Annotated in this window: 12 protein-coding genes; 7 read left to right on the top strand and 5 right to left on the bottom strand. The window is 73.0% G+C overall.

What is annotated here, in order from left to right; genetic code table 11:
- Window positions 1-57: 57 nt before the first annotated feature.
- Window positions 58-1,140, bottom strand: coding sequence for a redox-regulated ATPase YchF (gene ychF / locus SD460_RS13220; RefSeq protein ID WP_290056939.1), 1,083 nt, complete (start codon window positions 1,138-1,140; stop codon window positions 58-60).
- Between the two features lie 102 nt (window positions 1,141-1,242).
- On the opposite strand from ychF, the gene SD460_RS13215 reads away from it, so the two are divergent.
- Complete coding sequence (locus tag SD460_RS13215) at window positions 1,243-2,616, top strand: DNA-3-methyladenine glycosylase 2 family protein (protein WP_290056940.1); 1,374 nt, start codon at window positions 1,243-1,245, stop codon at window positions 2,614-2,616.
- Here the strand turns inward: SD460_RS13215 and SD460_RS13210 are convergent.
- The 3 genes from SD460_RS13210 to SD460_RS13200 are packed head-to-tail and all read right to left on the bottom strand — an operon-like array spanning window position 2,613 to window position 6,925.
- Complete coding sequence (locus tag SD460_RS13210; protein ID WP_125312655.1) at window positions 2,613-2,804, bottom strand: DUF1737 domain-containing protein; 192 nt, start codon at window positions 2,802-2,804, stop codon at window positions 2,613-2,615. The two genes, SD460_RS13215 and SD460_RS13210, sit on opposite strands and share 4 nt — an antisense overlap.
- Before the next feature lie 21 nt (window positions 2,805-2,825).
- Window positions 2,826-5,777, bottom strand: a complete 2,952-nt coding sequence (locus SD460_RS13205) for an AAA family ATPase (protein WP_290056941.1) — start codon at window positions 5,775-5,777, stop codon at window positions 2,826-2,828.
- A complete protein-coding gene (locus SD460_RS13200; protein ID WP_290056942.1) occupies window positions 5,774-6,925 on the bottom strand; it encodes an exonuclease SbcCD subunit D in 1,152 nt (383 codons plus the stop codon). Before SD460_RS13200 ends, SD460_RS13205 begins: the two co-directional genes overlap by 4 nt.
- A 222-nt stretch (window positions 6,926-7,147) precedes the next feature.
- On the opposite strand from SD460_RS13200, the gene SD460_RS13195 reads away from it, so the two are divergent.
- Window positions 7,148-8,062, top strand: coding sequence for a DNA recombination protein RmuC (locus SD460_RS13195; RefSeq protein ID WP_290056943.1), 915 nt, complete (start codon window positions 7,148-7,150; stop codon window positions 8,060-8,062).
- A gap of 864 nt (window positions 8,063-8,926) precedes the next feature.
- The gene (locus tag SD460_RS13190; protein WP_318306198.1) at window positions 8,927-9,799 is read left to right on the top strand and encodes a DUF6542 domain-containing protein; all 873 of its coding nucleotides are present in this window, start codon (window positions 8,927-8,929) and stop codon (window positions 9,797-9,799) included.
- A gap of 58 nt (window positions 9,800-9,857) precedes the next feature.
- Here the strand turns inward: SD460_RS13190 and SD460_RS13185 are convergent, their stop codons facing one another.
- Window positions 9,858-10,853 carry a 4-hydroxy-3-methylbut-2-enyl diphosphate reductase gene (locus SD460_RS13185; protein WP_290056871.1) on the bottom strand — a complete coding sequence of 332 codons (996 nt, stop codon included), beginning with the start codon at window positions 10,851-10,853 and terminating at the stop codon, window positions 9,858-9,860.
- A 140-nt stretch (window positions 10,854-10,993) separates the two neighbouring features.
- Here SD460_RS13185 and SD460_RS13180 point away from each other — a divergent pair, with 140 nt between their 5' ends.
- From SD460_RS13180 to SD460_RS13165, 4 genes are read left to right on the top strand one after another with little or no spacing between them, the layout of a single operon-like run.
- Window positions 10,994-11,725 (top strand): lipid droplet-associated protein, encoded by a 732-nt coding sequence (locus tag SD460_RS13180; RefSeq protein WP_290056872.1) that lies wholly within the window; start codon window positions 10,994-10,996, stop codon window positions 11,723-11,725.
- Complete coding sequence (gene xseA, locus SD460_RS13175) at window positions 11,722-12,957, top strand: exodeoxyribonuclease VII large subunit (protein ID WP_290056874.1); 1,236 nt, start codon at window positions 11,722-11,724, stop codon at window positions 12,955-12,957. The genes SD460_RS13180 and xseA overlap by 4 nt, the downstream gene beginning before the upstream one ends.
- Window positions 12,954-13,352, top strand: coding sequence for a hypothetical protein (locus tag SD460_RS13170; RefSeq protein WP_290056875.1), 399 nt, complete (start codon window positions 12,954-12,956; stop codon window positions 13,350-13,352). Before xseA ends, SD460_RS13170 begins: the two co-directional genes overlap by 4 nt.
- Window positions 13,349-13,576: an exodeoxyribonuclease VII small subunit gene (locus tag SD460_RS13165; protein WP_290056877.1), complete on the top strand. Its 228-nt coding sequence runs from the start codon at window positions 13,349-13,351 to the stop codon at window positions 13,574-13,576. Before SD460_RS13170 ends, SD460_RS13165 begins: the two co-directional genes overlap by 4 nt.
- Window positions 13,577-13,630 lie beyond the last annotated feature (54 nt).

Raw genomic sequence — 13,630 nt, 5'->3', positions numbered from 1 at the left:
GCATACCCTGCGCCCAATGAAAACAACACTCAGTAGTTTCTGCTCGCGCAGCGTGCGTCAGACGTTGAAGCGGAACTCGACCACGTCGCCGTCGGCCATGACGTAGTCCTTGCCCTCCATGCGGACCTTGCCCGCCGCTCGGGCGGCCGCCATCGAGCCGTGCTCCATCAGGTCGTCGTATGAGACGATCTCCGCCTTGATGAAGCCGCGCTCGAAGTCCGTGTGGATGACGCCCGCGGCCTGCGGGGCCGTCGCGCCCTTCGGGATCGTCCAGGCGCGGGACTCCTTCGGGCCCGCCGTCAGGTACGTCTGCAGGCCGAGCGTGTGGAAGCCCGCGCGGGCCAGGGAATAGAGGCCCGGCTCCGGCTGGCCGACCGACTCCAGGAGTTCGCGGACCGACTCCTCGTCGTCCAGTTCCAGCAGCTCCGCCTCGACCTTCGCGTCGAGGAACACCGCGTCCGCCGGGGCGACCAGCTTGGTCAGCTCCTCGCGGCGGGCTTCGTCGGTGAGGACCGACTCGTCGGCGTTGAAGACGTAGAGGAACGGCTTCGTCGTCAGCAGGCTCAGCTCGCGCAGCGCGTCGAAGTCGACTTCCTTCTGCGCCTGGAACAGCGTGCGCCCGGCGTCGAGGATCTCCTTCGCCTTCTGGGCGTTGTCCAGCGCGGGCTTGTTCTCCTTCTTCGTCCGCGCTTCCTTCTCCAGCCGCGGCAGCGCCTTGTCCAGCGTCTGCAGGTCGGCGAGGATGAGCTCGGTGTTGATCGTCTCGATGTCGCTCGACGGGTCGATGCGGCCGTCGACGTGGATCACGTCGGGGTCGTCGAACACCCGGATGACCTGGCAGATCGCGTTGGCCTCGCGGATGTTCGCGAGGAACTTGTTGCCCAGCCCGGCGCCCTCGGACGCGCCCTTCACGATGCCCGCGATGTCCACAAAGGACACCACAGCCGGCACGATCTTCTCGGACTTGTGCAGCTCGGCCAGCTTGTCCAGCCGCGGGTCCGGCAGCGGCACGACGCCGACGTTCGGCTCGATCGTCGCGAACGGGTAGTTCGCGGCGAGCACGTCGTTGCGGGTCAGCGCGTTGAACAGGGTGGACTTGCCGACGTTGGGCAGGCCGACGATACCGAGGGTGAGGCTCACGACCCCGCAGTCTACGTGTCTCCCCCGCCCCGGCCCCATGCACCCAACGCCGCGTCGGATTTCCGCCAGCCGTGGCGCTGACCTGCTGGCATGCTCGGATCCATGGTCACCGAAACGCTCGCACTCTGGCGCGACGCCGAGCGCTGCTACCGCGTGGTCACCGCCCGCGACTCGCGCTTCGACGGCCAGTTCATCATGGCCGTCCGCACCACCGGCATCTACTGCCGCCCGTCGTGCCCGGCGTCGACGCCGAAGGCGCAGAACGTCCGCTTCTTCCCGACGTCGGCGGCCGCGCAGGCCAACGGCTTCCGCGCCTGCCGCCGCTGCCTGCCCGACGCCGTACCCGGCTCGCCGGACTGGAACGTGCGCGCCGACCTCGCGGCGCGGGCGATGCGCCTGATCTCCGACGGGACCGTGGAGCGCGAAGGCGTCCCCGGCCTCGCGCGGCGGCTCGGCTACTCGGAACGCCAGCTCGGCCGGGTCCTCACCGCCGAACTCGGCGCCGGCCCGCTCGCACTGGCCCGCGCGCACCGGGCGCACTCGGCGCGGCTGCTCATCGAGCTGTCCGAGCTGCCGCTGACCGACGTCGCGTTCGCGGCGGGGTTCTCCAGCGTGCGGCAGTTCAACGAGACGATCCGCGAAGTGTTCGCGACAACGCCTTCGCAGCTTCGCGCCTTCGCCGCGTCACGGCGTCGACCCGATGTGAGCGGCACCCGGCTCAGCCTCCGGTTGCCGTTCCGGCCGCCGTTCGACGCTGTCGGGTTGCTCCGCTTCTTCGCGGCTCACGCGGTTCCGGGCGTCGAAGTGGTGACTTCGACGTCTTACGCGCGGGCGCTGCGGCTCGCGCACGGCACCGGCGTCGTCCGGCTGACGCCTGCGGCCGACCACGTGCGCTGCGAGCTGACGCTCACCGACCTGCGCGACCTCGGCAGCGCGGTCAGCCGCGTGCGCCGGCTGCTCGACCTCGACGCCGACCCGGCGGCGGTCACCCGGGTGCTGGGTGCCGACCCGGCGCTGGCCCCGGCGGTGGCGGCCGTGCCGGGGATCCGGGTCCCGGGCGCGGCGGACGGCGAGGAGCTGCTGCTCCGGGCGTTGCCCGACGTCGCGCTGCCACCCGGCGACGAGGTCCCCGGCGAGTGGGGCGTGACGCGGCTGTTCCCGACGGCGGCGCAGGTCGCGGCGACGGGCCACCCGGTGGCCGAGGCGTTGGCTTCGGGGCGGCTGGAGGTGCACGTCGGCCGGGACGCGGCCGAGCTGCGCGCGGAGTTGCTGACGTACGTCGGCCCGTCGACCGCGGAAGACGTGGTGATGCGTGTGCTCGGGGCCCCGGACGTGCTGGTGATCGACGACCCCGTGGTCCGGCGCGGCGCCGAGGCGCTGGGCATCCCGCCGGGCTCGCTGCCGGAACGTGCGCGTGCGTGGACACCGTGGTGCTCCTACGCCGGGATGTACCTCCGCCGGACCGCGGTGAGCTAGCCCTGCTCGCCCTGCCACAGCAGCGCCTGGGCCACGATCACCTGGTCACCGTCGAACGTCGCCGCCGGCGAGCCGTGCAGGCGGTAGCCGAGTTCGAGCGCCTCGCTGACGCGGTGGCAGAACTTCGCGTCGTCCGGGCCGGTGAGCAGGCGGTAGCGGGGCAGGCCGTTCGGCGGCTGGTCCGTCATGGCTTCATCTTGTCCGAGCGATCAGCCGGCGCGCACCTCCAATGTCGAGCCCGTGCGGGACTTGCGGACGCGCAGCCGCGTCGGGATGCGCTGCCGCAGCTCCTCGACGTGGGACACGAGCCCGACCACCCGGCCGCCGGCGCGGAGCTCGTCGAGGATGTTCATCACGACGTCGAGGGTTTCGGCGTCCAGGGTGCCGAAGCCCTCGTCGACGAACAGCGTGTCGAGCAGCGCGCCGCCGGTTTCCCCCGCGACGACATCGGCCAGCCCCAGCGCGAGGGCCAGCGACGCGAGGAACGACTCGCCACCGGACAGCGTCTTCGCCGGGCGGATGGTGCCGGAGTAGTCGTCCAGCACGTCGATGCCGAGCCCGCCGCGGGTGCCACGCGCCCCGGCCGCGTCCGAGTGCACGAACGAGTAGCGCCCCTGGCTCATGGTGCGCAGCCGGTGCGTGGCGGCGACCGCCACCTCCTCCAGCCGCGCCGCCAGCACGTACGACCGCAACGACATCTTGCGGCTGTTCTGCCCGCGCCCGTTGACGACCTCCGCGAGCGCCCGCAACTCGGCGTACGCCGCTTCGGCCGGCGCCAGCCCGGCGAGGGCCTTCCGCAGCAAGCCGGCCAGCCGGGTCAGCTCGTCGTGCTGCGCGGTGGCCACGCGCATCGCCGCGTACGCCGAATCCGCGCGCGCCCGCGCCAGCTCCGCCGCGTCGGCCGCGCGGTCGACGTCCGCGACGTCGTCCGGCGAGATCCCGAACAGGTCCGGTTCGGACAGCAGCGCCCGTGCCCCGGCCGCGGCCGCCTCGGCCTCCGCGATGCCCTGTTCCAGCTTCTCGATCTGTTCGTCCGGCAGCATCGCGGCCCGCGCCTTCTTCAGCGACGTGAACCCCTTCGCCGTGACCGCCGCCTCGACCAGCGCACGTTGCTCGGCCACCCGCTCCCGGGCCCCGATGACGGCCGTCCGCGCTTCGGCGACCGCTTCGAGAGCCCCCGCCAGGCCGATCAGGTGCCCACGCCGCGCCGCGACGTCCGCGAACTCGCCCCGCCCGGCGACCAGCCGGCGTTCGCGCTCGGCCAGGCGTTCTTCGAGGGCCCGGACGTCGGTCGTCGCCTCGGTCGCCGCCTGTTCCGCTTGGCGGCGGCGTTCGGTCCGCGCTTCGAGGTCCTGCTCCAAGAGGACGACCTGCTGACCCAGCTTGGCCTTCCCTGCCGCCCGCTCGGTCAGCGCCACGACCGCCGAACGCGCTTCCGCCAGCTCCGCGGTGATCGACTCGGCCGTGCGCCCGGCCAGCCGCTCGAGCAGGCCGGCCAGCCGCGCCTTCGCCTCTTCCAGGGCGACCACGACTCGCTGCCGCACCGCGTCCGCCGTTTGCTCGGCTTCTTCGGCGGCGCGCTCCTCCGCCGGGTCGACCAGCTCGACGTCCCGGTTCGCCTTCGCCGGGTGCTCGGCCGACCCGCACACCGGGCACGGCGCGCCTTCGGGCAGCGCGGCGGCCAGCTCGGCCGCCATCCCGTCGAGCCGCCGCTCCCGCAGGTCGAGCCGCCGCTGCCGGGCCGCCTGGTGCGTGTCGACGACCTCGCGCAGCTTCGCTTCGCCCCGCCCGACCTTCGCTTGCGCCTCGGGCAGGTCGGCCGCGTCGCGCGCCGCGGCCGTCAGCTCTTCGACCTTGGCGCGGGCTCCGTCGAGCTTGGCTTCGGCTTCGGCCGCGGCCAGTGCGTCCGCCCGCAGCTTGGCCAGCTGGCCGGGGATCGCGGCCAGTTCGGTGGTCAGCTGCTCGACCTGCTGCCGGGCCGTGACGGCGGCCAGCTTCCGGTCGTCGCGCCGCATCACGTCGAGCTGCTGTTGCTCGGCTTCGGCGACCAGCTCGGCCACCGCTCCGGCCTCTTCCCGCGCGGTCGCCGCCCGCGCCTTCAGGTCGCCGGTCGCGCGCGTGCCGAACTCGCGCAGGTGCCCGCCGCAGGCCTTCTCCGCCTGCTCGGCCTCGGTGAGTTCGGCGGCCCGGCGGTCCAGGAGGTCGGCCTCGACGGCGACCCCGGCGGCGCGGCGGGCGGCCGCGACCTCCTGCGCCCACTCCGCCCGCTGCGGCGCCTGCTCGGTGATTTCCAGGAGCCGCAGGTGCGCGGTGCGGACGCGCCGGATCTTCTCCGCGCCGGCGCGTTCTTCCTGCAGGTAGACGTCCGCCCGCTGGGCGGCCGACCGCGCCCGCAGCTCCTCGGCGGTGACCTGCCCGACGCGTTCTTCCGAAGCGGCGAGCACGGCGGCAACCCACTCGGCGACGTCCGCCTCCGGCGGGTCCTGCTGGGCTTCCTGCGCGTACCTGGCCAGCAGCTCCCGCACGTCCTGCTGCCGCTTTTCCAGCTCGCGGCCGCGCTCGGCCCGCAGGTCGGCGAACCAGCGTTCGACGTCGGCGAAGCGCTCGGTGCCGAACAGCCGCTCGAGGAGCTTCTCGCGCTCGGCGGTGTCCGACCGCAGGAACCGGGCGAACTCGCCCTGCGGCAGCAGCACCACCTGGAAGAACTGGGCCGCGGTCATCCCGAGCAGCCGCTCGACGGTGCGCGCGACCTCCTCGATCCGGATCAGGCCTTCCGGGGCCAGCCCGGCGGGCGCGGTGCCGACCCAGCTCAGCGACACCCGGGCCTGCTGGGTGGTCGTGCCCTCGCCGCGCCGCTTCGGCCGCTGGTACTCCGGGTTGCGCACGATCTTCAGCCGGTGCCCCTGCACGGTGAGCTCCAGCGCGACCTCGGTGACCTGGTCGGGGTCGGCGAGGTCGCAGCGCAGCCGCTTGGCTTCGTTGCGGGCGCCGGGGACCACGCCGAACAACGCGAACGCGATCGCGTCGAGCAGCGTCGTCTTGCCCGCGCCGGTCTCGCCGTGCAGCAGGAAGAGACCGTCGGCGCCGAGCACGTCGAAGTCGACCACTTCGCGTGCGCAGTACGGCCCGAAGGCTTCGACCTCCAGCCTGTGCAGCCTCATTTCGCGAGGGCCCCCCGGTCGGCCGCTTCCAGTGCCTTGAACAGGAGCTGCTCTTCGCTCCCGGTCGGCGGGGCACCGCGGCAGTCGTCGAGGAAGCTGCGCGAGATCTCGATGTCCGACCGGCCGCGGACGGCTTCGGAGTAGCGCAGCGGGGCGCCGCCGTGGCCGCCGGCGGGCTCCCATTCGAGGTGCACCGCGTACGGGAAGCGCTCGCGCAGGCGCCGCATCGCGTCCACCGGGCGGACCCGGTCGGTGACCGTGATCGAAAGGAAGTGACCGAGGTGGGCGTCGTGCGCCGGGTCCTTCAGGAGGTCCTCGATCTCGCCTTCGAGCGTGGCGAGCGCGCGCGGCACGGGCAGTTCGTGCCTGCGCACCTCGCCGAGGCCGCCGGCGTCCAGGTCGACCAGCCAGACCGATTTCCGTTGGCGCGCTTCGGAGAACGAGTACGCCAGCGGGCTGCCGGAGTAGCGGAGGTGCTCGGCGAGCGTCTGTGGCCCGTGGAGGTGGCCGAGGGCCACGTAGTCGACGCCGTCGAAGACCGAGCCGGGCACCTGCTCGACGCCGCCGACCGCGATCGTCCGCTCGGAATCGGTCGGCTCGCCGCCGGTGACGAACGCGTGCGCGAGCACGACCGACCGCGTGCCCGGCCGGTTCGCGAGATCCGCGCGGATCCGGCGCATGGCCTCGGTGAGCACGCCGGTGTGGCCGCGCGCCTCCGGCACGCCCAGCGCGTGCCGGGCCGGTTCCGGTTCCAGGTAAGGGATGCCGTAGACGGCGACCGGCCCGTGGTCGTCGTCGAGCAGCACCGGTTCGGCCAGCCCGCCGACGGTGGTGCGCAGGTGCAGGCCGCCCGCCGCGGCGAACTCCGCGAAGGCGCCGAGCCGGGGCGCGGAGTCGTGGTTGCCGGGCGTGACGACCAGCTGGGCGCCGGCCGCGCGGATCCGGGCGACGGCCGCGGTGGCCACCCGGACGGCCTCGGCGGAGGGCACCGCGCGGTCGTAGACGTCGCCTGACACCAGGACGGCGTCGATCGCCTCGCCGGCCACGAGGTCGGCGAGGTGCCCGAGCACCGCTTCCTGTTCCGCGAGCAGATCGGCGCCGTGGAACGTGCGGCCGATGTGCCAGTCGGAGGTGTGCAGGAATCTCACGGTGGCCAAGGTACGACCGGGCACCGACGAAAACCCGGAGGCTCGCCGCCCGCTCACTCGAACGTGTGTACTAACACGAGCGTGCCGGTTCGGACACGCCCTGCGCGGAATCGATGTGTTCGCAGGTCAGCTACCGAGAGCGACGGTTCGGGTGCGGTTTTTGTCGGTGGGGTCCGCCATGATGTCCCCGCGGTCCGATTCCGGCCGGAGGGAGGAGACGAAGTGGCGACAGTGCTGACCACCGCGGCGATCGTGCTGGCGGTCCTGCTGCTCGTCGCCGTCGCGGTGCTGTGGCGGCTGTACAACGACGGGATGCGCCGGGCGGACGCGGCGGCCCGGCTGGTGGCGGCCGAGCGGGCGAAGGCGGACCAGCAGCAGCTCGCGCTGCGGCGCTACGAGGTGGCGTTCGCGTCGATCAGCGGGCGCGGCGAGCTGGGCGAGCAGGTGCTGGTCGAGACGGCGCGCGCGCTCGGCCTGCGCGAAGACCTCCACTTCACGCTCCAGACCGACCTGGCGGGCGGCGGCGCGGCGAAACCGGACATGGTGCTGCGCGTGGGCGGCGGCCGCACGGTGCCGGTCGACGCGAAGGCGAGCATGGCGACGTGGTCGGAGGCGGTGGAGACCGACGACCCGGACGAGCGGATCGACGCGTTGCGCGCGCACGTGCGCCAGATCCGCTCCCGCGCGGCCGACCTGGCGGGCAAGGGCTACCAGCGCTGGGCGGACGCGATCTACGGCACGATCATGTTCGTCCCGTCGGACGCGGCGGTGGTCGCGGCGATGGACACGGACCCGGAGCTGCTGAGGTGGCTGATCGACCGCCGGGTCTTCCTGTGCGGCCCGACGGGCTTCGGCGTCCTGGCCTCGGCAGCCCTCTTCGCGGCGAGCGACCGGACGCTGGAAGCGGACGTCGAGCAGGTCCGAGCGGGGGCGGCAGCCGCCCACCGCGCGGCCGGCGGTGCGGTGGAGGCGTTGAACCTGTCGAGCACGCACCTCCAGCGATTCCTTTCGGCCCGGCGGCGGGAGCTGGAGGCCCTGGAGACGTTCCGGGCGACGGTGGCGCCGTTGTCGGAGGCGTCGGGCAGTCCGGCGCCGGTGCCGACGGTGCGGAAGGGGGACGAACTGGCAGCGAGCTGAGAGAGCGACTGGCGTCCGGGTGGGCGCGAGGACCCGGCGACCGGCGAGCAGAGCCACTAGCCCGCTCGACCCAGCGGCTCGGCATCCACGCGACTCGGCGGCTCCGCGGCTCGGCGGCCCCGCTGCTCGGCAGCATGGCTCAGCGGCGCCGCGGCTCGGCAGCACGGCTCGGCGACCCTTGCGGCGCGGCGAGCCAGCGGCTCAATGAGCCCGGTCGGCCGGGCGGGCCCCACGCCTCGGCAGCCCAGCCACGGCCAGCTCCGCGGCGCGACGAGCCAGCGGTTGGGGCGAGCCCATTCGATCCGGCAGGCTGCACGGCCCAGCGGCGCGGTGGCGCGGGAGCCGGTGGCACGGTGGCCCGGCGGCGCGAGAGCCCGTGGCGCGGGAGCCGGTGGCCCCGGCGGCGCGAGAGCCCGTGGCGCGGTGGCGCGAGACTGCCGGTCGGCCGCACAGCGGCCCGGCGAGCCCCACGGCTCGCCCGGTGGGCCCGCGGCTCGGAGGCCCTGCTGCGCGGCGAGCGAACGGTTCGGCAAGCCCGGTGGCCCGGTGGCCCGGTGGCCGGCACCCAGCGACCGGCGGCCCAGCCGCGCGGCAGCCCGCCGCGCGGCAGCCCGCGAGGGACAGCGAGCCCGCACGGCCGCCCGTGACCAGGCACAACCGGTGGTCACCCGAGCCCACGCGCGCCCCTCGAAGCCACCCCGCGCCCCTCCACCCCCGGTCGCCTGAACACTCGTGGCGAAGGTCGCCACCACCGTCACCGTGCGCTCCTCCCGAGCCGCCGGATCATGCCGCCGGGTGGCTTTAGCCCCACGTCGGCGGCGGTGCTGGCAAGATCTTCACAACCACGAGATACGGTGTTGCCCTGTGACCGCGATTCGCGATCGCCAGAGCGATCCAGATGCCGACGACGTCCCCGTGCCGTGGGATGAGCGTCCTGTCGTCGGTTCGAGGCGCGGACTGCCGTGGTGGGCGGCGGTTCTGGTCGGCCTCGTCCTGGCGGTCGTGGGCGCCCTCCTCGGCAAGCCGAGCCAGGCGAACATTCCCGTGGTCTTCGTCGTCTGCTACATCGCCGGGGCCGTGATCGCGGTCTGCGCGGTGCGGCGGCGGGGCCTGTTCGGGCCGATGGTGATGCCGCCGCTCGTGCTGGCCGTCACCGTGCCCGGCGTGATCCTGCTGACCTCGGGGTCGCAGGGCGACGACATGCTGGCCAAGGCGTTGAACATCGGCAGCCCGCTGATCAACAGCTTCCCCATGATGGCCATCACCACCGGCATCACACTGCTGATCGGCTTCGTCCGCATCTTCCGCGAGCGCGACCCGGACGCCCCCAAGAAGGGCAAGGCCGTCCGCCGTCCCGACGAGGACGACGAGCAGCCCCGGCCGAGCCGGCCGCGGCCGGCGGGGGCGAACCGGACCGGGCAGACGCCGGTGCCGCCTCGACGGGGCCGGGACGGTGAACCGCCTCGGCGGCCGCGTCCGCCTGCCGAAGGTGAACGCCGTACGCCGCGCGCGCCCGCCGAACGTGAACCCGGTGCCCGGAAGCCGCCGCCGTCGAACCGGCGTCCGCGGCCGGATGACGCCGACCCGCGCCGTCGCGAGCCCCGCGGGGATGCTCCGCGACGTCGTCCGCGGCCACCCGAAGACGGCCGGGACGCTCCGCCGCCCCGGCGGCCGGCTCGTGGACAGGGTGCGCCGCCGCCGCGGCGGAACCGTCCCTGGGACGACGAAGAGCGCTGAACAGCGAAAACGGCGGTTGCCCGCGCAAGGGGGCGACCGCCGTTTTCCTGTCCGGAACTCAGACCTTCCGCAGCTCCTTGGGCGGCGCGAAGGTGATCTTCTCGTTCGCCGTCGTCACCTCGTCGACGTCGCCGTAGCCCCGCTCGGCCAGCCACTCCAGCAGCTGCATGACCAGCTCGTCCGGCACCGACGCCCCGGACGTGACCCCCACCGTCGTCACCCCGGACAGCCACGCCTCGTCGACCTCGTGCGCGAAGTCGACCAGGTACGACGCCCGCGCGCCGGCCTTCAGCGCCACCTCGACCAGGCGCTTCGAGTTGGACGAGTTCGTCGAGCCGACCACCAGCACCAGGTCGCACTCGGCGGCCATCGCCTTGACCGCGACCTGCCGGTTCGTCGTCGCGTAGCAGATGTCGTCGCTGGGCGGGTCCGCCAGACCCGGGAAGCGCTCGCGGAGCTGGTCGACGCGCTCCATCGTCTCGTCGACCGACAGCGTCGTCTGGGACAGCCAGATCACCTTCGACGGGTCGCGCACCTCGACCTTGTCGACGTCCTCGGCCTTGTCGACCAGCTGGACCTTGTCCGGTGCCTCGCCGGCCGTGCCCTCGACCTCTTCGTGGCCCTCGTGACCGATCAGCAGGATGTCGTAGTCGTCGTTCGCGAACCGGTTGACCTCCTTGTGCACCTTCGTCACCAGGGGACAGGTCGCGTCGATCGTGCGCAGGTTCCGGTCCGCGGCCTCCTGGTGCACCATCGGCGAGACGCCGTGGGCGGAGAAGACCACGAGCGCGCCTTCGGGCACCTCGGACGTCTCGTCGACGAAGATCGCGCCGCGCTCGCGCAGCGTCTCGACCACGTGCTTGTTGTGCACGATCTCCTTGCGGACGTACACCGGGGCGCCGTAGACCTCGAGGGCCTTCTCGACGGCGATCACCGCCCGGTCCACACCGGCGCAGTAACCACGTGGTTTGGCGAGCAGCACCCTCTTGCCGGAGGCGGTTCCGGTGATCGTCGGGGTACCCGCGGGCTCGATTCCGGGACTCGCTGAACTCATGGCACCCAGGGTACGGGCAGGCCGGAGCCGACCTCGAAGTCCCTTTCGGGTGAGCTTCGTCCTGTGCCCGGGGTCACGCAACGCGCCCGAACTCACCCTTTCGGTTGGGCAGGATGGCGGACATGCGGCAGGCTAGACGTATGAAGCCATTCCCGCTCCCCCTCCGGGTCGCCGCGGGCCTCGCTGTCTCCACCGCCGAGCGGGTTCGTGACTTCCCCCGTCAGCTCGCCGGGCTCCCGGTGACCGTCGTCAGCCAGGTGCTGCAAGCGTCCATGCGAGTCCAGCAGCACGTCACCGAGCTGGCGATCAAGGGCGACAACGCCCTCTCGAGCCTCCGCCCGGTCGAGGACACGCCGAGCTGGGCGACCTTCGACGAGGACCTCGACGTCACGCCCCAGCGGCCGAACCTGACGCCGGTCGCCGACGTGCCGGAACCCCGTTCGGAACTCAACGGTCACCCTGGGTCACTTTCCGACCTCGAAGCGGAACTGGGTGATCCCTGGGCCGACGAGGAGCGCGCGCTGGCCGAGGACCACGCCGACGGCGAGAACGACGCCCCGGAAGACAACAAGCCCAAGCCCGGCACGCCCGCGATCGACAAGAAGACGAAGAACGAGACGCCACGGACCAGCGCCGGCGGCTACGAGGGGCCGGCCGGGCTGACCGGCTACGACCAGCTCACCCTGCCGCAGCTGCGGGCCCGCTTGCGCCAGCTGTCGATCCCGCAGCTCGAGACGATCCTGGACTACGAGCGCGCGCACGCCGACCGCTCGTCGTTCACCGGGATGCTGTCCCGCCGGATCGCCAACGCGCGCAAGACCGAGCAGGCCGGGGAGCAAGGGGAACCCGGCGACGGCACGGAAGGCCAGTGACCGAAACCGAAGCGAGCACCGCCGAGAAACCGTGGCCGGTGCGCACGGTCGCGCGCAAGATCGGCGACTGGATCCACCGCCTCGGCGCCGTCTGGGTCGAAGGCCAGGTCACGCAGGTCAGTTCCCGCCCGAACACGCAGACGGCGTTCCTGACCCTGCGCGACCCGTCGGCGGACGTCTCGATGTCGGTGACCTGCCCGAACTGGCTCATCCGCGAGATGGAGCCGCCGCTGCGCGAAGGCGCGAGCGTGGTGGTGCACGCGAAGCCGTCGTTCTTCTTCGGCCGCGGCACCATCAGCCTGCGCGCCGACCAGATCCGCGCGGTCGGCATCGGTGAGCTGCTGGCCCGGATCGAACGCCTCAAGAAGCTGCTGACCGCCGAAGGCCTGTTCTCGGCGCAGCGCAAGCGGCCGATCCCGTTCCTGCCCAAGGGCGTCGGGCTGATCACCGGCCGCGCGTCGGCGGCCGAGCGGGACGTCCTGGCCAACGCGCAGGGGCGGTGGCCGCACGTCCGGATCAAGGTGTTCAACACCGCCGTCCAGGGCTCGCAGGCAGTGCCGCAGGTCATGCGCGCGCTGAAGATCCTGGACGCCGACCCCGAGGTCGACGTCATCGTCATCGCCCGCGGCGGCGGCAGCGTCGAGGACTTGCTGCCGTTTTCCGACGAGGCGCTCTGCCGCGCGGTGTCGGCCGCCGGCACGCCGGTCGTCAGCGCGATCGGGCACGAGCCGGACACGCCGCTGCTCGACTACGTCGCCGACCTGCGCTGTTCGACCCCGACCGACGCGGGCAAGCGGATCGTCCCGGACCTGCGCGAGGAGACCGAACGCGTCCGGCAGATGCGCGACCGCGGGCGCCGCGCGCTGCACGGCTGGGTCGACACCCAGGTGCGGCTGCTGAACCAGATCCGCAGCCGCCCGTCGCTGGCCGACCCGCTCGGCCCGATCCAGCGCCGCCGCGACGACGTCGAGGTCCACCGCGAACGCGCGCGCCGCGCCATGCTGACCCTGCTCGCCAAGGACCAGGCCGAGATCGCGAGCGCGCGGGCCCGGCTCACCGCGCTCGGACCGGCCGCGACGCTGGCCCGCGGGTACGCCGTCGTGCAGTTCGTCGACGCCGAAGGCAACCTCCAGGTACTCCGCTCCGTCTCCGAGGTCGAGGCCGGTGCTCACCTGCGCGTGCGCGTGGGTGACGGCGCGATCGGCGCGGTGGCGGAAGGGGCACAGGAGTGAGAGCGACGTTCCTCCCGCTCACGGTGGACGCGGCCCGGCGCCTCGGCGCGCGGCCGCTGCTCGACCAGGCGATGCGGACCGACCGGGCCGCCGCCGAGTGCTGGACGGCGCTGCTCGCCGGCTGCCACAGCGCCGGCCGCCGCGACCTGGGCCCGCAGCTGCGCCGGCTGTCCGAAGCGACGTCGATGCAGGTCGGTCCGCGCTGGTGGTTCGCCGAGGGCGCGGGCCACCGGCGGCGGGTGGCGGGCGCGCAGGAGAACCTCGAAGAAGCGATCGCGGACGGTGACGGGCAGGAGTTCGCCCTCGCGTTCGTCGGGTACGACCACGCCATGGCCAGCGCGGTAGTGTGCGCGAACAGCGTGGAAGCCCGGAAGGTCGGAGAGCACCGAGCGTGAGTGAAGCACCCAGCGAGGAACTCGGCTACGAGCAGGCGCGCGACCGCCTCGTCGAGGTCGTCCGCGAGCTCGAGGCCGGTGGCCTGTCCCTCGAGCAGTCGCTCGCGTTGTGGGAGAAGGGCGAGAAGCTCGCGAAGGTCTGTGAGCGCCATCTCGAAGGCGCGCGCGAGCGCATCGAGGCTGCTCTGGCGTCCGTGGAGGACGAAACCGGCGACGGTCAGTGACGTTTGCCATGTCTGCGGCATCGGGAAACCGGACAGGGATCTGACAGACTGTTC

It is taken from the genome of Amycolatopsis solani (genome assembly GCF_033441515.1).
In the GTDB taxonomy this organism is placed as follows: Bacteria; Actinomycetota; Actinomycetes; order Mycobacteriales; family Pseudonocardiaceae; genus Amycolatopsis; species Amycolatopsis solani.
This window is presented reverse-complemented; position numbering and strand designations above follow the sequence as displayed.